Raw genomic sequence first — 22,052 nt, forward strand, 5'->3', positions numbered from 1 at the left:
CGAGCGCTTGCCAACGCATCCGGCCAGCCGTATCGACGAGTTGCTGCCGCATCGCTGGTCACCAGCCACCTGAGGTGCAGCGCCGGCCTCGTGCTGGCCGTCAGGATGACTTTGCCGGACGGATACCTTGATGCAGCCGTACCCGGCTCAGCTGCTGATGGCCACACAAGAGCCTGAGCGGGGGCGCAGGAAAGCGTGACGGAGAACCCGACACCACCGCGCATCACCCGCCGGCACCTGACCCGGCTGCGGGAGATTTACCGATCGTCGGGCTGGCCTTGTCGTGACCCGCTGGAGGTGGACCTGATCGTGGCTGGCTTGGTGCAGGCCGAGCGGGACGACCAGGGTCGGGAAACGCTGCACCTGACACCTGCGGGGCTACAGGCGTTGGCTGATGCGCATGCCACCAACCGCGCCAACCGTAGCGCCCACGATGAGCTGGTGATGCAGGTTGCCCAGCGCATGCAGCAGGACGGGCGCATCGCCTGGACGCAGTTGGCGCTACGGGCGCAAGTGGAAGGTGCTTGGACCCAGGCCATCCCCGATGTGTTCAGCATCCGCCACACCACGGTGGAGGCGTACCTGGAACCCGTCGTGCATGAGATCAAGGTCAGCCGTGCGGATTTGTTGGGTGACCTGAAGCGACCCGAGAAGCGAGCCGCCTACCTGGCAATGGCCTCGCAGGTGTACTACGTGCTAGGCCTGAACGCCAAAGGGCAACCGATCGCGGACGCAGACGAGGTGCCGGCCGAGTGCGGGGTGATGGTGGCCGCGACAACAAGAGTGGAGATCGTGCGGGTGGCGCCCAAGCAGCCGTTCACCGGATTACGGTTCGATGTGTGGATGGCATTGGCCAAGACGGCGGCGCTGTCCAGAAGCGATGACGGCGCCCAAATGGCACTTTGAACAACCGTGAGGTTGTCGCGCCGCGCTCAGGTCGCCTTGCCTTGCGCTTTGACCAAGGTTTTCACGAGCTCCAACGCCAAGCGTTGGTACTCCGGATTCAGCGACCGGAAGTATTTGCGCATTTGCATCGCCTCACGCGCCATGTCTTCGGGCCTGACCAACGAGTGGTCGTCGTCACCGGCCAGGCGCTTGCCCTCGGCCAGGGCGTACATGGCGGCCACAGATGTACCCAGCGCCTTGGCGATCGACTGCAGCCCCTCTTCAGTTGGCTGCTGGATGCCCCGCTCGATCCGTGACAGATTGCTGGCATCGGTGGCTGCGTCAAATGCCAGGGACTCCAGGCTCAGGTCCCTCTCCTTGCGCAACACCCGTATGACTTTGCCAATCTGCATGGGTGCGGATTCTCAAAAGAACCCGTCGATTGCACAAAGCACGATGCGCAAATTGCCATCTACAATTTGCCGATTATGCAAATTATGTAACTCCCATGCCAGCCCCGCCAACCAGCACAGTCTTGACTGGAGCAGCGCTGTACGTGCCCAAAATCGTCGCAGTGCTGCGCGAACTTGGGGGCAAGGCCAAGACCAGCATCGTGCGCGCGACCATCGTCGACCAGATGAGCGCGAGCGGCGAAGAGATCGACGAAACCGAAGTCTCGGGTGAGCCCAAGTACCAGAACGACATGCGCTTTGCGCGACTGCACCTGGTCAACGCTGGCATGCTCGAGACGAAAGACGTTTCCGGTCATGGCGTGTGGCAGCTGTCTCCTGCAGGCTGGGAAATGCCACTGGACAGTGCCACGGCCGCAGCCATCTGCGGCAAGAACGCGACAGGACATGTCCTGCAAGCGCAATTGCTGGAACCTGTTCAGGACGAACTGCCAGGTGTAGGTCTGGGTGATTTGGAGCTGCAGAACATCCTGCTGTCACTCTCCGACATCGGGTTCGAGCGCCTGTGCGCAGCCATCATGGCTGCCAACAACGCTGAATCGATCGCGGTGACGGGGGGGGCCAACGACGGTGGCATCGATGGCATGGCCACCTTTGCCGTGGACGACCTGGCACTGGTGTCGTTTCGGATCGCATGGCAGTGCAAAAAGTACAACTCGGACCACAAGGTTCAGCCGGCCGAGGTGCGGGAGTTCAGGGGTGCACTGGATCACGGGTTTCAGCACGGGGTGTTCTTCACAACATCGACGTTCACGGTCAAGGCCGAGGAAGAAGCCCGGCGTGCGGGTCAGATCCCGATCCGGCTGGTGGACATTTCACGTCTGATCAAGCTGCTGAAGGCCAAGGAGCTCGGGGTGGCTCAGGTGGATAAAGACAAGTATGTCGTCCATCATGCCTACTTCGAGAAATTCAAATCGAAGGGCACGACAGGATGGGGCACCAAGACACTGTTCAGCAAAAAGGGCAAACCCGCAGCGGGAATGGGAATGCAACCGGTCTGAACCGAGGCCAACCCATCGAATGGTTGGGGCAACCTGGCGACTGCGACGTTTGCGGTCGTCCATTGCGAGATGAACGCTCGTTCTGTGATGCCGAGCTTCCCGCCCAGGGTGACCGGTGGGGCATATTGTGCAACGTGTGCGCAGTAACGGAAGGCATACGACCCGGCTGGGGGCGAGCTCAGCGCTATGAGCGGGTGAACAAAACTAAGATCGGGGAGCCGCCCCAGTCACACTGGCGTTGCACCGCCGGTGGTCCACCACCCACTGGGGATCAGTATTGAGCACTGCGCTTGATCGGCAGCAAATCAATCTGAAGGTATCGCTGGACTATCTACCGCGGTACTCAGACACTGTGCGTCCCTTGGCCCTCTGACAACACTTTGCCCCATGGACTGGTTCACCCGCCTCACCGGATTTCGCGAAACTTCTTACGCCGAAACCCAGGCACGCCTGGAGGTGGAAGGCAGCACCTTGCGCTCAATCGTCAACGGCAAAAGCTACGGCATCGGGCAGTTTGAGATGCCATCTCTGGGCGAACTGCGACAGCAGGTAGCCGCAGGGTCAGGCCACGCTGGTCGCCTGCGGGTGAGCATCGTCACCGGCGATGTCCGGCAAATGCACCAGCGCCCGGAGTTCGCAGGCGCCCTCTTCCAGGTGGCCAGCCAGTTCAACTTCCTGGAGATGGTGGGCCCCAGCGTTTCGCCGGAAGACGGTGTGACACGCTACGAGCACGACCGCACACAGGGCCCAGCCTGCGCGATGGCGGCCGGTGCGGCCACCATTTACCGCAACTACCTCGTTCCAGTGGGTGAACACACTGGGCAGACAGCAGACCGCCAACTCGAAGGGCTGCGTGATCTGGGGGACCAACTGAGCCAGGTACTGGGTTGTGCGGTGCCGGACCTGTGGGACATGCACAATGGCTATGCGCTGGCCTCGCGGCGCGGATTGCAGCTCATATCTGACCACTTGGGCCAGATAAGCGCTCAGCAACGGGATGAGCTTGGCGGACTGCTGCGCATCGGGCTGCACCAGGACGTCGAAGTCACCGACAGTCCCAATCTCCCCGGGCCGCAGGTCAGTCAGGCGTTTTGCTCGGCGCTGCCGGTTGCCTATGGGCGGGTGGCGGCGGCACACTGGGAGGCATTTGCCCGCTTGGTTCTGGAGTCGGCCTATGAGGCCACCTTGCTGGCTGGGGTGCTGAATGCGCGGCGCGGTGCTTCAAACGTGGTGCTGCTGACTTCGCTGGGTGGTGGGGCGTTTGGCAATGCACCACAGTGGATTCACGAGGCCATGGTCCGTGCACTGAATCTTGCTTCAAGCCACAACCTGGATGTGCGACTGGTGAGTTATGGTCCGCCCACCGACGCCCTGCGCGCACTGGTTCGATGAACACCTTGGCGTTGCAGACATCAAGTGACCATATGCCACTTGATGATCATTCCTTTTTGACTGCCGCCCCGAGCTTCAACCAGCCCCGCGCATGCCGATCCAGACATCCGATTTGAGGCTTGCAGCCACTCCGCCTGCGCTTGGGCCATCAGCCCTTCCCCGGGCAATCAACGCTTGCCGGCACTGCGGCGCCACCAGCTACCGAACGATCATTGCTCGGGACGCCCAAGGAGAAATGAAGCCCAGTGGGCGCTATGCCTGCAACCGTCATTGGCGGGCTGTTCTTACCAGGCTAGGGTGAATCAGCAGCAAACGGCCTGTGCACAATTGCGACCGCACTGTTGCATCAACCCAAGGATGGAGAACCTCACATGAACAAAAAAGACCTGATCGAAACCATCGCCTCCAAGAACGACCTGTCGAAGGCCGCCGCTTCACGCGCGCTGGACACGCTGCTGGAAACCATCACCACGGCTGTGGCTAAGAAGCAGGACGTCACCCTGATCGGCTTTGGCACCTTCAAGGCCGTCAAGCGCGCCGCGCGCAAGGGCAAGAACCCGCGCACCGGCGAAGCGCTCAAAATCGCAGCCACCACGGTGCCAAAGTTCACGCCAGGTGCAAGCTTCAAGGCGGCTGTGGCAAAGAAGAAGTAAGCGAGGCTGGCTGTCACCCTCAGGTGGTTTGAAGATCGGCTGAGAAGACTCCTCACTTAATCTCATCCAGTGATTTCTTGCCGCCTGTTTGGCGATACCGCAAGTCATGGCGCTCTATCGGAACATGACACGCGAGGATCAGATGCCTGGTCTCGTGCAGGGAACAGGTGTTCACGAAACCGGATATTCGTCCAATCTCTTGCTTCAGGGTGATGGCCTGCCATGCGCCAGAGATAGTCCGCATGCCGCTCGCCAATTGGCCCGTGAAGGAAAGTCGGGGGAAGCTTTACACCCCTCGAAACGCAGGTTTCCGCTTCTCCAGAAATGCCTTGCAGCCTTCATGCGCATCGCCCGTGTCAAGCAGCAGGCTGATGGTGGCCATTTCATGGTTTAGCGCGGCCGGCAGCGCCATGTCGGCGCCGTGCACCATGCTGGTCTTGAGCATACGCACCGCCCAGGGCGATTTCTCGGCGATGCGCTGCGCAAGCGCCATGGCTTCGGGCAACAAGCGCTCTCGCGGCAGCACGCGGTTGACCAGCCCCATCTGCACGGCTTCCTGCGCCGAGATGAAGTCGCCGGTGAACATCAGCATCTTGGCCTGACACAGGGATATCTGGCGCATCAGGCGCTGCGATCCACCACCGCCCGGGAACAGGCCCAACTTGATTTCAGGCAAGCCCAGCTGGGCGTCGTCGGCCACCAGACGCAAGTCGGTGGTCAACAGGAACTCGGTGCCACCACCCAAAGCCCAGCCGTTGACGGCCGCGATGGTGGGCTTGTGGCATTCCTCGAATCGCCGGAACACGCGGTGCAGCGGCACGGCAAAGTCTTTGTAGTGCGCGAGTGCGTCGCGGCTCTCCAGGTCCGCGATGTTGCCGCCCGCGACGAACACGCGGCTCTCGCCACCGGTGATCAGCAGCACCCGCACCTGCTCGTCGTCCTCCAGGGTTTGCAGGGCGCGCTCCATGGCACGCACCATGGGCAGGTCCAGGGTGTTCATCTGCTCGGGGCGGTTGAACGTCATCACCCCCACCGAGCCTTCGCGGCGCACGAGCACGTGTTCGTCTGACATAGTTTGTGGTCCGGGTTCAGGCCGAGGCCTGTCGTTTCTTGAGGGCGCGCAGGTCCAGCATGCCGGGGGCCTGGCGGGGGTCGGTGCCGGCGGCGAACAGCTGGTGCTTCTGCACCTTCTGCGTGCCGGTAGTGGGGATCTCGTCGGTGAACCAGAGCCAGCCCGGCACCTTGAAGTAGGACAGCGACTCGCGGCAGTGCGCCAGCAGCGCCTGCGCCAGCGGATCGCTGGCCAGGGCTTGGGCCTCGTGGCCAGGCTTGAGCACGACGCAGGCCAGCACCTCTTCTTCGCGCACCTCGTCGCGCACCGGCAGCACGGCGGCCTGGGCCACGGCGGGGTGGCTTTGCAGCACCGCCTCCACCTCGGCCGCCGCGATGTTTTCGCCCGAACGGCGGATGATGTTCTTGCGCCGCTCCAGAAAATGCAGCACGCCTTCGGCGTCGCGTGCGACCACATCGCCGGTGTGGAACCAGCCGCCGGCCCAGGCCTGTTCGGTGGCGGACTCGTCATCGAGGTAGCCGCTGAAACAGTCCTTGCGTGGGGTGGCGGCCGAGTGGCGCACCAGCATCTGGCCCGGCGTGCCATCGGGCACGTCCTCATCGGCATCGTCCACCACGCGCACCTCCAGGCCTGGCTGTGGGCGGCCGATGGCCCTTGTGCCCACCCGGCGTGGCGCGTCGGCGTCAAAGATGGCGCGCACCATCTCGGTCATGCCCCAGATTTCAATCAAGGGGTAGCCGAAGCGCTCCTCGAACTCGGCATGGCGCTGTGGGTCCACGCCCGCACCGATGGCAAAACGCACCTGGTGCGCGCGCTCCAGCGGGTGCGGTGGCTGGTTGAGCAGCATGGGCACCACAACGCCCAGGTAGTGCACGACGGTGGCACGCGATTCGTGCACCTCGGTGAACCACCGACTGGGCTGGAAGCGGTCGGTCTGCACCTGGCAATTGCCCTTGAGCAAGGCGCAGAAAAAGGAAAAGATCAGCGAATTGACGTGGAACACCGGCAGCGGGTTGTAGATGCGCTCGCACGCCTCACCAAAGGTGGCCAGGCCGCTGCGCTGTGCGTACCACTGGCCGGCCGCCAGTTCGTAGCGGTGCGACAGCAGGCAGCCCTTGGGCCGGCCGGTGGTGCCCGAGGTGTAGAGCACGCTGGCGATGTCGTCGGCGCGCACCGCTCGCGGCTCGGCCGCGCGGGCGGGTGCGGGCAGCGGTCCGATGGCCTCGAGCGACCGCAGGGCCGGGCGCTGGGGCGTGTGATCCAAGGCCGCCCGCAGCAGCGGCATGAGGCTGTCCACCGCGATCACCAGGTCCAGCTTCGCATGGCCCACCACATAAGCCATCTCGGCCGGGCGGTGGTCTGGGTTGAGTGGCACACAACACACGCCCAGCGCGTTCATGGCCAACTTGTGCACGAAGTGCTCAAGCCGGTTCTCCAGCAGCAAGCCCACCCGATGGCCCACGCCGTAGCCCGCCCGCGCGTAGGCTTCGCCCAGCGTGGCCACCTGCCCTGCCACCTGGGCGTAGGTCCATTCCAGGCCCTGGGGCGCGTAGGCGCGCTGCGGGTTGGCCGGCACGGCCAGCAGGGGCAGCTCGCCCCAGCGGCGGGCGGCCTCGTCCAGCACCTCGCCCAGGGTGGCAGCTTCGTGGGGAATCAGCATGACCGCTCCTGGGACTTCAGAGGCGCAGCACGCCGTAGCCTTCTTGGCCAAAGGGCGCGTTGAGCGAGGCGATGATGGCCATGCCCAGCGCGTTGCGGGTGTCCACCGGATCGAGGATACCGTCGTCCCACATTTCCGAGGTGGAGTGGTAGGCATCGCTTTCGGCCTGGAAGCTCTCCAGCACCGGCTGACGGATGGCGTCGATCTGTTCAGCGCTGAGCTGCTCGCCGCTGCGCTGCAGCTGGCGGATCTTGACGTCGGCCAGGGTGTTGGCCGCCTGCTCGGCGCCCATCACCGCGATCTGCGACTGCGGCCACATCCACAGGAAACGGCCATCGAAGGCGCGCCCGCACATGCCGTAGTTGCCGGCACCGAAGGAGCCGCCGACGATGACGGTGAACTTGGGCACCGAACAGCCCACCTGCGTCATGATCATCTTGGCACCGTCTTTGGTGATGCCGCGCTCTTCGTACTCGCGGCCCACCATGTAGCCGGTGATGTTCTGCAGGAAAACCAGCGGTGTGCGGTCGCGGTCGCACAGGCGCATGAAGTGGGCGGCCTTGAGCGAGCTGTCGTTGAACAACACGCCGTTGTTGGCCAGGATACCGACCTTGCAGCCCCAGATGCGCGCGAAGCCACAGACCAGCGAGGTGCCGTAGCCCGGCTGGTACTCGTGGAAGTGGCTGCCATCGACGATGCGGGCGATCACCTCGCGCATGTCGAAACCGGTTTTCCAGTCGGTGGGGATGATGCCGTACAGCTCCTTCGGGTCGTACTGGGGCGGCTCGGGGTCGATTCGGTCGATGCGCTGCTTTTGCGCCGGCGTGGTCTGGGCAAAGATGTCGCGCGCGATGGCAAAGGCATGTGCCTCGTCGTCGGCCGCATAGTCGCAGGTGCCCGAAACGGTGGTGTGCATGTCGGCCCCGCCCAGGGCCTCGGCGCTGACCACCTCACCGGTGGCCGCCTTCACCAGCGGTGGCCCGCCCAGGAACACGCCGCCGTTGCCGCGCACGATCACGCTGTAATCACACAACGCCGGGATGTAGGCACCACCTGCGGTGCAGTGGCCCAGCACCACCGCGATCTGCGGCACGCCCATCTTGGACAGCGTGCACTGGTTGCGGAAGATGCGCCCGGCCGTGTAGCGGTCGGGGAAAAGATCGGCCTGCAGCGGCAGGAAGCCGCCCGCGCTGTCGCACAGGTGGATGACGGGCAGGCGGTTCTCGATCGCGACGTCCAGGGTGCGAACGATCTTCTTGACCGACAGCGGGTACCAGGCGCCGCCCTTGATGCTGGGGTCGTCGGCGTGGATCACCACCTCGCGGCCGTGGATGATGCCGATGCCCGAGACCTGGCCGGCGCCGTGCACGTCGCCGCCATAGGCCTTGTTGGCGGCCAGGGCGCCGATCTCCAGAAAGGGCGTGCCCGGGTCCAGCAGCAGGTCCAGGCGCTCGCGCACGGTGAGCTTCTTGTGTTTGTGCAGGCGGTCGATGTCGCGCTGCGGGCGCTCGTGGCGCGCGGTGTTCAGGCGTTCGCGCAGCTGGGCCACGCGCTGCTCCATCGCAGCGAAGTTCTGGCGGTAGCTGTCGCTGCTGGTGTCCAGCCGGCTCTGGATGCGGCTCATGTGGGGGTCTCCTCGGGGCGAACGCGGGCCAGCACGGCACCGCGCTGGAAGGTCTGTCCGGGCTGGAAAGGCAGGTCCTCCAGCGTGCCGCGCTGCGGCGCTTCGATGGTCATTTGCAGTTTCATGCTCTCGATGACCAACAGGGCCTCGCCGGCCGCCACCTGGGCACCGGGCTGGGCGATCCAACTCACCACCACGCCCGGCATGGGCGCGGCCGCACTGCCCTGGCCGGCACCACCCCCGCCGCCGCCACTGCGCGTGGGGTCCACACGTTCGATGGCGCAGGCGCGGCCGTTCAGCTGCAGGTACACGGTGTCACCGTGGGCCACCACGCGCACGTGGACCGGGCGGGTGCCAGCCTGGGCAACGAAGTGGCTGTTGTCCAGCGCGCGCACCGGCACCTCGGTGCCGTCCACGCGCAGGTGGTCACCGCGCTTGAGCACCTGATAGCGCCGGGCGGTATCGGATCGGAAGACGTAGGTCGTCATGGGGCCTCTCTGGCGGGGGGTGTCGGGTTCAGTTGCGCCATGCGCCCATGGCGGCGAAGACCTCGGGCAAGGCGCTCGCGTGGCTGTCCTGGCTGGTGGCGCCGGCCACGGCCAGCAGCGCCTGGCGCTCCTCGTCGGTCCAGTCGCGCGGGCGCAGCTCGGCCTTGTGGCGCTCCAGGAATCCGGTGTCGGTGGCGCCGGCCTGGAAAGCGGGATGGGCCAGCACGCGACCGAGGAAGTCGGTGTTGAGGGTCACGCCCAGCATCAGCGTGTCCTGCAGGGCCTCACGCAGGCGGGCAATAGTCAGCGCGCGGGTGGCGCCGTGAGCGATCAGCTTGGCCAGCATGGAGTCGAAGTCGGCGCTCACCCGGGCGCCCTGGGTCACGCCGTTGTCGAAGCGTATGCCTGGACCTTGGGGTTCGCCCAGCAGCAGCACTTGGCCGGTGTCGGGTACGAAGCCGGCGTCGGCATCCTCGGCCAGCACCCGGCATTCGATGGCGCTGCCGTGCCAGCGAACCTCGTCTTGTTTCAACGGCAGGCGCTCGCCCTGAGCCACGCGCAGCTGCCACTCCACCAAGTCGAGGCCAGTCACCATCTCGGTCACCGGGTGTTCCACCTGCAGGCGGGTGTTCATCTCCAGGAAATAGAAGGCGCCATCTGGGGCAACGATGCACTCCACCGTGCCGGCGTTGACGTAGCCCGCCGCGCTGGCCAGGCGCACGGCCGCACCGCAGATGCGCTCGCGCAGTTCGGGCGACAGGGTGGGCGCGGGGCTCTCCTCGATCAGCTTCTGGAAGCGACGCTGGATTGAACACTCACGCTCGCCCAGGTGGATGAGTTGGCCGTGGCTGTCGCCAAACACCTGCACCTCGATGTGGCGCGGCTGCTCGACAAAACGTTCGGCCAGCAGGCGGCCGTCGCCGAAGTAGCGCTGGCTCTCGGCCCGTGCGATGGCAATGGCCTGGGGCAGTGCTGCGGCCTCGCGCACGATCTGCATGCCCTTGCCACCGCCGCCGGCCGCGCCCTTGATGAGCAGGGGGAAACCAATGGCCGCCGCGCGTTCGGCGAAGTGCTGGGGGTCGTCCGCCTCGTCGGCCGAGGGGGTGACCGGCACCTGGTGCTTCTGTGCGAACTGGCGCGCGGTGATCTTGTCGCCCATCAGCTCGATGACCTCGGCCGGCGGGCCCACGAAGGTCAGGCCGGCCTGGGCGACGGCGCGGGCGAAACCCGCGTTTTCAGAGAGGAAACCGTAGCCGGGGTGGATGGCGTCGCAGCCGCTGGCGATGGCGGCGCGTATGAGGGCGGGGCCGTCGAGCCAGGCCGAGACGGGGGGCTCGCCGTGCAGCTCAATGGTCTCGTCGGCGGCCTTGAGAGCCGGGCCGTGACGGTCCTTGGCGTGCCAGGGCACCACGGTGTCTATGCCCATTCGCCGCGCGGTGCGGGCGATGCGCAGCGCGATTTCGGCGCGGTTGGCGATGAACAGCTTGCGGATGGTCATGGGGGTGATTTCCTGCGGGTTCGGGCTGGCGCCGTGCCAGCCTTCGGTTGCGGAGGTGGGGTGTCGGGCGAGGCCATCAGCGCGTCCTCGATCTGGTCCAGGCGCACGCGCACCTCGTCCAGCACCTGGCCTATGTGGCTGCGTGCCGAGGAGGCCACCACCGGCGAGTGGGCGCGGCCATCGGGCAGCAGCGGGCCCAGCACCATGGCGGTGTAGCGGTCGGCCATGGCCTCCACGTCCACCGAGCCACGGCCAAACAGCGTGCCCCACATGCGGTGCTCGATGCCGCCGTAGACCATGGAACGCAGCAGCTCCACGTCGGTGTCGGCGTGCAGCTCGCCGTCGGCGATGCCCTCTTCCACCGTCCGGATCAGGAAGGCGGTGTAGCGAACGTGCAGGTCGTGCAGCACCGACTGGAAGTACTCGGGGCCGGTCCGTACCTCGTGCAGCACCAGGCGCGAAAGGTTGGGCTCTTCCACGTAGACGCGCAGGTGGCGCCAGATCAGGAAGCGCATGCGGCTGCGCACGCCGTGCAGGCGCGAGAATCGATCCTCGAGGTCGGCAATCAACGGCTCGTACATGCCGCGCAGCACGGCGTTGAGCAGCTCGCGCTTGGAGGGGAAATAGGTGTAGACCAGACCCTCGACCACCCCCACCTGGGCCGCGATCTCGCTCACTGAGGAGCGGTCGAAGCCTTTTTCGAGAAACACCTCGCGCGCGGCGGCCAGGATCTCGGCGGCGCGGCGCATGCGCCGGGGTGTCTGCGCGCCGGCCGGCTGTGCGTAGTCGGCCGGGGCATCCACGGCGGCGGGCGAAGGGGTGGTGAGGCGGGTCGTTCGGGTCATGGCAGTGTGTCCAGCACAGAGGTTGCAACGTCCACCTCCAGGTCCAGCAACATCTGCGCGAAGGCCTTGCCCTGGGGGTCGTAGCGCAACGATGCCACACCGCCACCCCCCAGTGCCCGTTCGAGCACAAAATTCAGCGCGCCAAAACCCGGCAGCTCATAGCGCCGCACAGGACCCTGCGCCAAATGAGCAAAGTAGCGCTGCACCACCTCGGCGCTGAGCACACGGCGCAGTTCGGCGTATGCCGCGGCCGAGCGCGCGATGACACCGATGTTGGCGCTGTCGCCCTTGTCGCCGCTGCGGCCGTGGGCCAGGCGCAGCAAGGGCACGCGGGTGGTGGGACCGGCCGGAGCGGGGGCCACATTGGTCCCGCCCACTTCCACCTGCCGATCCGGCGTGGCGGCAAACACGTGCGGCTCAAAAGCCAGGGGCTGCCCGTCCAAAGCAACACGCTGCGCGACCCGCGACCGGTCAATCAGGAAAGAAAACAACCGCACCACCGGCGACGGGCTGGGCCGGCCGGCCGCGAAGCCGGTGATGCCCTGGGCCATGGACGTGGCCGAGGGCGCGATCTCGCGCGCCAGCAACTCGAGCGCTTCGCGCTGCGGGTGTTTGGCCGCCAGCTTGAGCACCACCTCGCGCGCGTGACCGGTGCGAGCGTGTGGGCCGTAGGTGGCCTCGGCGCCCAACACCTCTAGGCTGGTTTCGGTGAAGCCCCCCAGGCCCTTGTCGGTCAGCAAACGCGTGCAGCGCTGCAGGATGGCCTCGCCCACGCGCTGGGCCTTGGCCGCTGCGGCGTGGCCGCCGATCATCAGCGTGCCCAGCAGGCGCCAGCCGTCACCAAAGGTGGCGCTGACCTTGTAGCTGACGGGCGCGGGGGTGCCGCGCGCCCCGCTCACGCGCACGCGCTCGGGCCCCTCCTGCACGAGTTGCACCTGGCTGAAGTCACAGGTCACGTCGGGCAGCAGGTAGCGGCGCGGGTCGGCGATCTCGTAGACGATTTGTTCGGCCACGGTGGCGGGCTCCACCAGCCCGCCGGTACCCGGCGGCTTGGTGATGACCACACTGGCGCCGTCGGGGTCGCATTCGGCGATGGGGAAACCCATGTGGTCCCAGCCGGGCACACGCTGCCAGTCGGTGAACAGGCCGCCAGTGCACTGCGTGCCACATTCGATCAGGTGGCCGGCCAGGCAACCGGTGGCCAGTTTGTCCCAGTCGTCCCAGGCCCAGCCGAAGACGTGCACCAGCGGGGCCAGCGTCACGGCACTGTCCACCACCCGGCCGGTGATGACCACCTGGGCGCCGGCATCCAGCGCGGCAGCGATGGGTTGCGCGCCAAGGTAGGCGTTGACGCTGAGCAGCTTGGCTGGCATGGGGTCGCCACTGAACATCTCGCGCGTGTCCTCGGCACGCAGCGTGTCGGCCTGGGCCGACAGGTCGTCGCCCTCGACCACCGCGATGCGCATCGCCAGGCCCTGGGCCTGCAGCGCAGCGGCCAGGGCGCTGGCGCAGGCCTGCGGGTTGACGCCACCGGCGTTGGCCACCACGCGTATGTTCTGGGCCAACAGCTCCGGCGCCAGCTGTGCCACCACCTTGACGAAGTCGGGCGCGTAGCCGGCCTCGGGCGACTTGGCGCGGGCACGTGCCAGCAGCGACATGGTGATCTCGGCCAGGTAGTCGAACACCAGGTAGTCGATCTGGCCGCCGCGCACCAGTTGGGCGGCGCCGGCCTCGGAGTCGCCCCAGAAGCCGCTGGCGCAGCCGATGCGCAAGGGGCGGTTCAGGCGGGTGGAAGTCATGGCGCCGCTCACCGGTTGCTCCAGGCGGGGGCGCGTTTTTCGGTGAAGGCGCGCATGCCCTCGCGGGTGTCCTCGCTCTGCGACATCACCGGCAGCACCATCTGCGCCAGGTTGAGGGCGTCGTTCAGCGGCAAGTCGCTCATGGCGGCGAAGGCGCGCCGACCCATGCGCAAGGCCACGGGCGAGTTGGCGGCCAGCTTGGTCACCAGGGTATCGATGGCCGCGTCCAGGTCGGCCTCGGGCACCACCTGGCCGAGGATGCCCAGCTCCAGCGCGTGATCGGCGCCGAAGCGCTCGGCCAGGAAACACATCTCCTGCAGGCGCCGGCGCGGGATCACGCGCATCAGCAGCGGCAGGATCATCATCGGGAAAACGCCCACGCGCGCCTCGGTGGTGCCAAAGCGGGCGCTGTCCACGCCGATGGCGAAGTCGCAGGCGCAGATCAGGCCCACACCGCCGCCAAAGGCACCGCCGTTGACACGCGCGATGATGGGCAGGTGGCAGCGGTCCATGGCGCGGAACAGCTCGGCGATCGGGTTGTCGAAGCGCCCCGGGTCGAGCGCGAAAGGCGAGCCGTTGGCGCCGGGCTTGAGCTTGCCGCCGGCGCAAAACGTCTGGCCGCCTGCGCCGGTGAGCACGATGGCGCGCACGCCGTCCATGGCCTCGGCGGCACGCAGGGCGTGGCGCAGTTCGTCCATGACGGCGTCGGTCATGGTGTTGTGTTCGGCCGCGCGGTTGATGGTGATGTGGCAGGCCACGCCACGGCGCTCCACGAGGACTTGGGGGGTATCTGCGCTCAAGACGAAGCTCCAGAGGAAGGATGAACGGGCGTGGCGGAGAAGGCCTGGGGCGGCTCGTAGAGCGGGAAGCCGTTGTAGGCAAAGTCCTGCCGCGCGGGCTCCAGCTTCCAGGTGTGGCGCGCGGTGGGCACGCCGCCATCCACGCGGATCACCGCGCCGCTGATGAAGCCGGCGGCGGGCGAGAGCAGGTAGACCACGGCCGAGGCCAGTTCCGATTCGGTGCCGAAGCGCTGCAGCGGCACCTTGGAGCGCAGGCCGCGCAGCAGATCGCGGTACTCGTCGTCGTAGGTGTCGATGCCGGCCGAGGCGATCCAGCCGGGCGCCACCGCGTTGACGCGCACGCCGGCGCAGCCCCACTCGCAGGCAGCCGTTTCAGTGAAATTGAGCACACCGCCGCGCGCGGCGCCCGAGTGGCCCATGCCGGGCAGGCCGCCCCAGATGTCGGCCAGCATGTTGACGATGCTGCCGCCGTGTTGCTCCATCCACTGCACATAGACCTCGCGCGAGAACAGGAAGGTGCCGTGCAGGTTGTTGCGCACCACCACGTCCCAGCCTTTGAGGGTGATGTCGCGCAAGCGGGCCGGGTACTGACCGCCGGCGCAATTGAACAGGCCGTCGATGGCGCCGTGTGCGGCCACGATGTCGGCCACGGTCTGCTGCACCGAGGCCTCCTCGCGGATGTCGCACGCGTGTTGCGTCACGCGACCTACCGATTCCGGGTAGGCCTGGGCCAACTCGGCCGCCACCGCCTCCAGCTTCTCGCGCTTGCGCCCCACCAGCGCCAGGCGGGCGCCCAGGCTGGCGAGCTCGTGCGCGGTGCAGCGGCCCATGCCCGAGCCGCCGCCGGTCACAACAACGGTCTGGCCCTCGAACAGGCCCGGCCGGAACACCGAGCGGTAGCGCTCGGCGCGGGCCGATGGAGGCGGTGTGGGTGTGCTCATCTCAGGAGGTTTCAGTAAGCGATGAAGTCGGTCACGGATTTCACGGTGCCATTCTTCGGATCGGTCTGGAACAGCTTGATCGGCAACACCGCCTGGGCCTTGGGGTTGTCGAAGGACAGCGGGCCGGTGAGGCCGCCGGTGTCGAAGTTCTTGAGCTTGTTGAGCTGGTCGACAACACAGGCGCGTGTTACGGTGGCGCCGCAGCGGCGGATGCCCTCGGCGATGACCAGGGTGCCGACGTAGCCGCTGACGGTGTAGCGGTTGAAGTTGGCGTGGTCGTCGGCGCTGAGGTAGGGCTTGGCGGCCTCCATCAGCTTAGCGCCAGCGGCGTCGTAGTTGGAGGCGTAGTAGTCGGGGATCAGGTACTCAAAGCCCGAGGGCGCGGCCAGCTTGACGGCGGCCGGCAGTTGCCCGGCCCACAGGGTGCCGATCAGCGGGGTCATGCCCAGCCGGCGGAACTCGCCCATGATGGCGGCCGACTCGGTGGTCAGCGTGCCCAGGTAGACGGCGGTGACACCCTTTTCCCTGAGATTGAGCACTTCAGCCGAAAAGTCTTTGGCACCGCGCTTGAAGGGAATCTCGGCCACGCTGGCGACACCGTACTGCTTGACCGCTTTCTGGTAGCCGGCCAGCAGCGCTTTGCCGAAATCGTCATCCTGGTAGAGGATGCCGAACTTGCCGTTCTTCTGCCCCATCTTCTCGATCATGTGGCTGATCGGCACGAAGCCTGCCCAGTCGTAGTCAGGGCCAATCATGAACACCGTCGGACGACGGGGGTTCACCACCGCCGGGTTGGGGGCCATGTGCACAATCGTGGGAATCTTGGCCTCCTCAATGGTGGGCAGCATGGCCACCATGTGAGAGCTGCCCGTGGTGCCTGTGAGAGCAAACACCTTGTCGGAGTCGATGAGCTTCTTGACCGCCGAGACCGAACGAGCCGGCACGTAGCCGTCGTCCTCGTAGATGGCGCGCAACTTGCGGCCATTGATACCGCCCTTGGCATTGATCTCGGCAATCGCCAGCTTGGAGCCGGCCGCACCAGCCTTGCCGATCAGCGAGGCTGGGCCCGACATGGGCTGCACCTCGCCGAGCAGGATTTCCGTGGACGTCACGCCCACGTCCTGCGCGCTCGCCGCAGCGACACCCAGGGCCAGGCTCAGCATCGAACCACGGCGCAGTTGCCGTGACCACTTCAGAATCGAATCACCCAACATCACTGTCTCCTTTATGAATGGGCCGCACCGGCGAATTCCGGCTGCGTGCCTTGCTGCCAACATTGCCACTGCTCATTGAGACAACGGCCACTGGACCCAAAAACGTTTGACCTTGCGCCAGATGCCAGCCAGGCCCTCGGGCTCCAGCCTCAGAAACAGAAGGATCACCACGCCGTAAAGCAAGCCTTTGACCTCGTAGATGCGGTCGGCCATGAGCGTGGTGAAGCGATCGCCCGCCAATGAGAAGCCGAAGTTGAGCAACTCGGGCAGCACAAGAATCAACGCCGTACCGAGCAGCGCACCGTGCACTCGGCCCATGCCGCCCACGATGATCATGGCCAGTGCCTCGATACTGATCAGGATGCTGAAGGTGTCGACGTTGATGTAACGCGTGTGCAGCGCCACCAAGGCACCTGCCACCCCGGTGTAGAACGCGCTGACCATGAAGGCCAACAGCTTGTAGCGCATCAGGCTGATCCCCATGGCGCGTGCCGCGATGTCGTGGTCGCGCACCGCCAGCCAGGCGCGGCCAATGCGGGTGCGCATGAGGTTGAGCGTGATGAGCACGAACAGCACCAGCATAGCCAGGGCAACGTAGAAAAAGGGTTGGTCGCTCTTGACCGCATAACCCAGCAGCACCAGGGGCTCCACCGCCATACCCTCGGAGCCGCGCGTGAGCCCCTCGGCGAACAGCACCAGGTGGCGCACGATGAAGGTGAAGGCCAGCGTGGTGATGGCCAGGTACAGGCCCTTGAGCCGCAGCGAGGGCACACCCACCACCAGGCTGGCGATGGCCGCCACGGCGCCCGAGGCGAAGATGGCCAGCCAGGCGGGCAGGTGGTAGTCGGTGGTGAGAATGGCCTGTGCGTAGGCGCCAATCAGCAGGAAGCCCGCATGCCCCAATGAGATCTGCCCCGTCACACCGGTCAGCAGGTTGAGGCCCAGGATGCCGATGGCCATGACAAAGATGGTGGACAGGATGTTCAGGCCGTGCGAGCCCAGCACCAGAGGCGCGCACGCCATCAGTGCCAGACTGGCGCCCGCCCAGGCCCAGTTGGAACGGTGGGGCGTGAGCGCCACCAGATCGGCGTACGAGGTTTTGTAGGTGCGTGTGCGCATCAGACTCTTTCGATTTCGCGTTGGCCAAACAGGCCGTACGGTTTGACCATCAAGACCACGACAATCAGGACGAACCCGGCGATTTCCTTGAGCCCTCGGCCCAGGTAGCCCCCCGCCAGGTTTTCCACAACGCCGATCACCAGGCCTCCGAAGGCGCCGCCCACCACCGAGTCCAGACCTCCCAGGATGGTGGCCGGGAAGCCACGAAGACCCATCTGTGATATCTCCGGCTCCAGAGCGAACATCAGGCAAAACGACAGCCCGGCCACAGCTGCAAAGAGCGATGAGAGCGCCCAGGCAATGCCGCTGATGCGCTTGACGTTGATGCCCATGAGCAAGGCCGTGGTTTCATTGTTGGAGGTGGCCCGCATGGCGATGCCCACCCGGGAGTGGCGGAAGAACGCCCACATCAACAGGCACATCACGCCGAGGATGACCATCGAGAAAATCTGCCCCGGATACAGTGCCAGCTCGCCGAAGCGGATGACTTCATCGCCCAGCGGTCGGGGATATGGTTTGGGTTCCACGCCCCAGATCAGGATGACGCTCGATCGGATGACCACCGCCAGTCCGATGGTGACCATGACACGCGAGAACATGGGCTCACCCAACATGGGTCGGATGAAAATGCGCTCGACCAGCAAACCCAGCAACATGGCAATCGGCAGGGTGGTGAGCAGCAGACCTTTGAAGCCCAGTGCCGGTACCTGCGCCAGGTTGTAGCTGATGTAGGCGGTGAGCATCATCACTTCACCGACCGCAAAGTTCACCATCCCGGTGGCGCGGTAAACGATGGCAAAACCCATCGCGATCAGGCCATACAGCGAACCGATCACCAGGCCCGACATCAGTAGGTTGAGGAAGTAGCTCATGCGGTTGCCTCCTTGCCGTAGATCTGGGCGATCTCGGGTGCGAACTTCTTTTCGATCACGTTGCGGCGCACCTTCATGGTGGCGGTCAGCTCGCCGTCGTCGTGGTCCAGCTGCTTGCGCAGGATGACGAACTTGCGGATGTTTTCGACACGCGAAAAGCGCGCGTTGACTTGCTGCACGTCGGCATCGATCAATTCCCGCACCGGCTCCAGCGCGGCCAGAGATTCGTAGGTGGTGTAGGCGATGCCGCGCTCCTGCGCCCACTTACCCACAGTGTCCAGATCGATCTGAATCAGGGCGGCCAGGAAGTGGCGACCGTCACCCAGCAGCACCGCCTCACTGATGTAGATGCTTTCCTTGAGCGCGTTCTCGATCAGTGTGGGCGTGATGTTCTTGCCGCCGCTGGTAATGAGGATCGCCTTCTTGCGGTCCAGGATCTGCACCTCCTGGGTCTCGGGGTCGATCTCGACGATGTCGCCGGTGTGCAGCCAGCCGCCCGCCAGGGTTTTGGCGCTGGCGTCTTCGTCGTAGAGGTAGCCGTTGAAGACCACCGGCCCGCGCACCAGCAGTTCGCCGTCCTCGCCCAGGCGCTGCTCCACTACGCGGGGCAGCGCCGGGCCGCACCAGCCCAGGCGGGCGTGGCCGTGGCACTGGGCGTGGGTCACGCCGCTGCTTTCGGTCATGCCGTAGATCTGGTAGATGGGCACGCCCATGGCGCGGAAGAAGAGGATGACCGCCGGCGAGATGGCGGCGCCGCCCGACATGGCCAGCCAGGTGCGGTCCAGGCCCACCGAGGCCAGCAGGTTGCTGAAGACCAGCCAGCGCAGCAGCCGGGCCAGCACCGCATCACGCATGTTCACCGGCCGGTCGCCGTTGGCGATGGTGCGCTCGGCAATCGGCTGGGCGATGGCCATGGCCTTCTCAAACGCCATCCGCGCCAATGGGCGCGCCTCTCGAGAGGCAATGATGATTTGCTGCTGCAGCTTCTCCCAGATGCGGGGCACGCCGAAGAAGAAGCCGGGGCCGATCTCGCGCAGGTTCTGCGTCACCGCGTCGATGGACTCGGCGAAGTACACCACCGTGCCGTAGACCAGTTGGGCCACCGGCGACATCAGGCGCTCGGCCACGTGGCACAGCGGCAGGTAACACACCACCGACATGGGCCGGCCCGCGTAGCCCTGCACCTGGCCGACCTGGGTGGCGTTGTGGATGATGCCCCGGTGCGCGATGCGCGCGCCCTTGGGCATGCCGGTGGTGCCCGAGGTGTAGACAATGAGGGCGTCCTGCTCGGGGCGCACCGCGTCGATGCACCGGTCCAGCGCAGCCAGTTGGGCCGGGTCGCGCGCCAGCTCGTGGCCCACGGCCAGCGCGTGCTCAAAGGTCTGGAGACCGTCTTCGTGGTAGTGGCGCATGCCCTTGGTGTCCACGGTGAGCACCTGCTTGAGGTCGGGCAAGCCTTCGCCATGGCGCATGGCATCCAGCACCTTGTCGGTCTGCTCCTGGTCGCCGCAGACGGCGAACTTGGCGCGGCAGTGGCGCACGATGTACTGCAGCTCGGGCCAAGGGTTGGTGGGGTAGATGCCCACCGTCACCCCGCCCAGGGCCTGAGCGGCCAGATCGGCGTAGAACCACTCGGGCGTACCGTCGGAGGCGATGACCAGCTTGTCGCCCTCGCCAAAACCCTGGCTCTGCAGGTAGAGCGCGAAGGCCTGCACCTTCTCGAAGTATTCGCCCCAGCTCACGCCCTGCCACACGCCGCGCACCTTCTCACGCAGTGCGATGCGATCGGGCGTCTGGCGCGCGCGGTGGCGCAGCAGGCCGGGCAGCGTGGCCAGGCCATCCAGCACGCCGGGGGGCAGTTCGCGGTCGGCCAGGTCGGCGTGGTGGCGGCTCATGGCTGGCCTCCCACGGCGCCTTCGGGCAGACCCAGGTAGGCGGCCACCACCGCCGGGTGCGCAGAAACTTCGGCCGGCGTGCCATCGGCGATCTTGCGACCGAAATTGAGCACCGCCACGTGGTCGGAAATGTCCATGACGATGCCCATGTCGTGCTCGATCATCATCACCGTGATGCCACGCTCCTCGCGGATGTCGAGGATGAAGCGCGCGATGTCCTCGGTCTCTTCCTGGTTCATGCCCGAGACCATCTCGTCAAGCAACAGCAGGCGCGGACGCATGGCCAGGGCGCGGCCCAGTTCCACGCGTTTTTGCAGGCCGTAGGACAGCGTGCCCACCGGCAGGTCGCGGATGGTCTCGATCTCCAGGAACTCGACGATTTCCTCGGCCGCCTCCCGTGCGGCGATCTCGGCTCGGCGGGTGGCCCCCCAGAAAAGTGCTGCACCGAAGATGCCCGTGTTCAGTTGCGCGTGCATGCCCGTGAGAATGTTCGACATCACCGTCTCGTGTTTGAACACGGCCAGGTTCTGGAAGGTGCGTGCCATGCCACGCCGGGGCATGGCGTGGGGTGGCATGCCGGTGATGTCCTCACCCTGGAAGCGCAAGCTTCCAGCGCTAGGGGGCAGCAGGCACGAGATCATGTTGAACAGCGTGGTCTTGCCAGCGCCGTTGGGGCCGATGATGCTGCAAATTTCGCCTGACTTGACCTGCAAGTCGATACCCGAAAGTGCATCTAGGCCACCGAAACGCTTGGACACACCGCTGAGTTCAATGAGGTACTGACCACCACTCATGACAACCACCTCTTGCGACGCTTGTAGTGCTTGACCTCGCGCATGCTCCGGCGCTGTCCGCTGCCCGCGCCCATGCCAAGGTAGAACTCCTTGACGTCCTCATTGGAGAGCAACTTGGCCGGCTCACCGTCCAGCACCACCCGCCCCCGCTCCATGATGTAGCCGTAGTTGGCCACCGACAGCGCCAGTTGCGCGTTCTGCTCCACCAGCAGGACGGTCACGCCCTGCTCGTCGCGCAGCCGGCGTATGGCCTCGAAGATCTCGGCAATGATCTGCGGCGCCAGGCCCAGCGAAGGTTCGTCCAGCAGCAGCAGGCGCGGACGCGCCATCAGTGCGCGGCCAATGGCCACCATCTGCTGCTGCCCACCTGACAGGTAGCCTGAGACCCGCGTGCGGTGCTGTTTGACGGCCGGGAACAGGGCAAACACCTGGTCCAGCCCGGCGCTGACCTCACCCGCCGGACGCGAGTAGCCGCCCATCAGCAGGTTCTCCTCCACCGTGAGCTTGTCGAACAGCCGTCGCCCCTCAGGCACCTGCGCGATGCCGCGCCGCACGATCTCGTGCGGTGCGAAGCCGGTGAGCGAAATGCCGTCGTGGGTGATGGTGCCGCCCAGGATTTCGCCGTCCTCAGGGTAGAGCACGCCGCAGACGGACTTGAGGACAGTGGACTTGCCGGCGCCGTTGCTGCCGAGCAGGGCAACGATCTGGCCTGGTCGCACCTCCAGCGAGGCGTCACGCAAGGCCTCGACGGCGCGGTCGTAATAGACCTGTAGGTTGGTGATGGTCAACATGGGTCGGGCGTTGAAAGTTGGGCGGATTCTAGAAAGCATGAGCATCGAAAGTCAACAATAACTGAGTGACACTCAACTAGACATCTTTTCAAAGCAGCCATGCAAAGATGCAAGCATGATCGCAAGTTGTTGATATTTATAGATTAATAAATATTGCTAAGTGTTTTCCCTAGAGCCCACGGAAACTTTTACTGGCAAAGTTCATGTCACTCTCAATTTTTTGAGTCATATTCAGAAAG

At 65.6% G+C, this 22,052-nt stretch carries 20 protein-coding genes; 4 read left to right on the forward strand and 16 right to left on the reverse strand.

What is annotated here, in order from left to right:
- Positions 1-195: 195 nt before the first annotated feature.
- Positions 196-906, forward strand: a complete 711-nt coding sequence (locus ACFQPB_RS18325) for a hypothetical protein (protein WP_382226383.1) — start codon at positions 196-198, stop codon at positions 904-906.
- Positions 907-932: 26 nt separating this feature from the next.
- Here the strand turns inward: ACFQPB_RS18325 and ACFQPB_RS18330 are convergent, their stop codons facing one another.
- Positions 933-1,298: a helix-turn-helix domain-containing protein gene (locus tag ACFQPB_RS18330; protein WP_329693309.1), complete on the reverse strand. Its 366-nt coding sequence runs from the start codon at positions 1,296-1,298 to the stop codon at positions 933-935.
- A gap of 143 nt (positions 1,299-1,441) precedes the next feature.
- Here ACFQPB_RS18330 and ACFQPB_RS18335 point away from each other — a divergent pair, with 143 nt between their 5' ends.
- From ACFQPB_RS18335 to ACFQPB_RS18345, 3 genes are all read left to right on the forward strand, one after another.
- Positions 1,442-2,356, forward strand: coding sequence for a restriction endonuclease (locus tag ACFQPB_RS18335; RefSeq protein ID WP_382226386.1), 915 nt, complete (start codon positions 1,442-1,444; stop codon positions 2,354-2,356).
- Positions 2,357-2,743: 387 nt separating this feature from the next.
- Complete coding sequence (locus ACFQPB_RS18340) at positions 2,744-3,748, forward strand: hypothetical protein (RefSeq protein ID WP_382226389.1); 1,005 nt, start codon at positions 2,744-2,746, stop codon at positions 3,746-3,748.
- Between the two features lie 371 nt (positions 3,749-4,119).
- Complete coding sequence (locus ACFQPB_RS18345) at positions 4,120-4,401, forward strand: HU family DNA-binding protein (RefSeq protein WP_382199460.1); 282 nt, start codon at positions 4,120-4,122, stop codon at positions 4,399-4,401.
- A gap of 286 nt (positions 4,402-4,687) precedes the next feature.
- On the opposite strand, the gene ACFQPB_RS18350 is transcribed toward ACFQPB_RS18345, so the two are convergent.
- From ACFQPB_RS18350 to ACFQPB_RS18420, 15 genes are all read right to left on the reverse strand, one after another.
- Positions 4,688-5,473, reverse strand: coding sequence for an enoyl-CoA hydratase/isomerase family protein (locus ACFQPB_RS18350; protein WP_382226392.1), 786 nt, complete (start codon positions 5,471-5,473; stop codon positions 4,688-4,690).
- Positions 5,474-5,489: 16 nt separating this feature from the next.
- Positions 5,490-7,133 carry an AMP-binding protein gene (locus ACFQPB_RS18355; RefSeq protein ID WP_382199462.1) on the reverse strand — a complete coding sequence of 548 codons (1,644 nt, stop codon included), beginning with the start codon at positions 7,131-7,133 and terminating at the stop codon, positions 5,490-5,492.
- 16 nt (positions 7,134-7,149) lie between these two features.
- Positions 7,150-8,757, reverse strand: a complete 1,608-nt coding sequence (locus tag ACFQPB_RS18360) for an acyl-CoA carboxylase subunit beta (protein ID WP_382199463.1) — start codon at positions 8,755-8,757, stop codon at positions 7,150-7,152.
- A complete protein-coding gene (locus tag ACFQPB_RS18365) occupies positions 8,754-9,245 on the reverse strand; it encodes an acyl-CoA carboxylase biotin carboxyl carrier protein subunit (RefSeq protein WP_382199464.1) in 492 nt (163 codons plus the stop codon). The genes ACFQPB_RS18360 and ACFQPB_RS18365 overlap by 4 nt, the downstream gene beginning before the upstream one ends.
- A gap of 28 nt (positions 9,246-9,273) precedes the next feature.
- On the reverse strand, positions 9,274-10,743 hold the full coding sequence (locus ACFQPB_RS18370) for an acetyl-CoA carboxylase biotin carboxylase subunit (protein ID WP_382199465.1): 1,470 nt from the start codon (positions 10,741-10,743) through the stop codon (positions 9,274-9,276).
- On the reverse strand, positions 10,740-11,588 hold the full coding sequence (locus ACFQPB_RS18375; protein ID WP_382199466.1) for a TetR/AcrR family transcriptional regulator: 849 nt from the start codon (positions 11,586-11,588) through the stop codon (positions 10,740-10,742). The genes ACFQPB_RS18370 and ACFQPB_RS18375 overlap by 4 nt, the downstream gene beginning before the upstream one ends.
- Positions 11,585-13,387: an acyclic terpene utilization AtuA family protein gene (locus ACFQPB_RS18380; RefSeq protein ID WP_382199467.1), complete on the reverse strand. Its 1,803-nt coding sequence runs from the start codon at positions 13,385-13,387 to the stop codon at positions 11,585-11,587. The genes ACFQPB_RS18375 and ACFQPB_RS18380 overlap by 4 nt, the downstream gene beginning before the upstream one ends.
- Before the next feature lie 8 nt (positions 13,388-13,395).
- A complete protein-coding gene (locus tag ACFQPB_RS18385) occupies positions 13,396-14,187 on the reverse strand; it encodes an enoyl-CoA hydratase-related protein (RefSeq protein WP_382199468.1) in 792 nt (263 codons plus the stop codon).
- Positions 14,184-15,128 (reverse strand): SDR family oxidoreductase, encoded by a 945-nt coding sequence (locus tag ACFQPB_RS18390; RefSeq protein WP_382199469.1) that lies wholly within the window; start codon positions 15,126-15,128, stop codon positions 14,184-14,186. The genes ACFQPB_RS18385 and ACFQPB_RS18390 overlap by 4 nt, the downstream gene beginning before the upstream one ends.
- A gap of 11 nt (positions 15,129-15,139) precedes the next feature.
- Positions 15,140-16,342, reverse strand: coding sequence for an ABC transporter substrate-binding protein (locus ACFQPB_RS18395; protein ID WP_382199470.1), 1,203 nt, complete (start codon positions 16,340-16,342; stop codon positions 15,140-15,142).
- Between the two features lie 72 nt (positions 16,343-16,414).
- Positions 16,415-17,461, reverse strand: a complete 1,047-nt coding sequence (locus ACFQPB_RS18400; RefSeq protein ID WP_382199471.1) for a branched-chain amino acid ABC transporter permease — start codon at positions 17,459-17,461, stop codon at positions 16,415-16,417.
- Entirely contained in the window at positions 17,461-18,333 is an 873-nt protein-coding gene (locus ACFQPB_RS18405) for a branched-chain amino acid ABC transporter permease (RefSeq protein ID WP_382199472.1), read from the reverse strand. Before ACFQPB_RS18405 ends, ACFQPB_RS18400 begins: the two co-directional genes overlap by 1 nt.
- Positions 18,330-20,228, reverse strand: a complete 1,899-nt coding sequence (locus tag ACFQPB_RS18410) for an AMP-dependent synthetase/ligase (protein WP_382199473.1) — start codon at positions 20,226-20,228, stop codon at positions 18,330-18,332. The genes ACFQPB_RS18405 and ACFQPB_RS18410 overlap by 4 nt, the downstream gene beginning before the upstream one ends.
- Complete coding sequence (locus ACFQPB_RS18415; protein ID WP_382199474.1) at positions 20,225-21,022, reverse strand: ABC transporter ATP-binding protein; 798 nt, start codon at positions 21,020-21,022, stop codon at positions 20,225-20,227. The genes ACFQPB_RS18410 and ACFQPB_RS18415 overlap by 4 nt, the downstream gene beginning before the upstream one ends.
- Positions 21,019-21,813, reverse strand: a complete 795-nt coding sequence (locus ACFQPB_RS18420; protein WP_382226394.1) for an ABC transporter ATP-binding protein — start codon at positions 21,811-21,813, stop codon at positions 21,019-21,021. The genes ACFQPB_RS18415 and ACFQPB_RS18420 overlap by 4 nt, the downstream gene beginning before the upstream one ends.
- Between the last annotated feature and the right edge of the window lie 239 nt (positions 21,814-22,052).

It is taken from the genome of Hydrogenophaga atypica (assembly GCF_042665215.1).
GTDB classification, from domain to species: domain Bacteria; phylum Pseudomonadota; class Gammaproteobacteria; order Burkholderiales; family Burkholderiaceae_C; genus Hydrogenophaga; species Hydrogenophaga defluvii_A.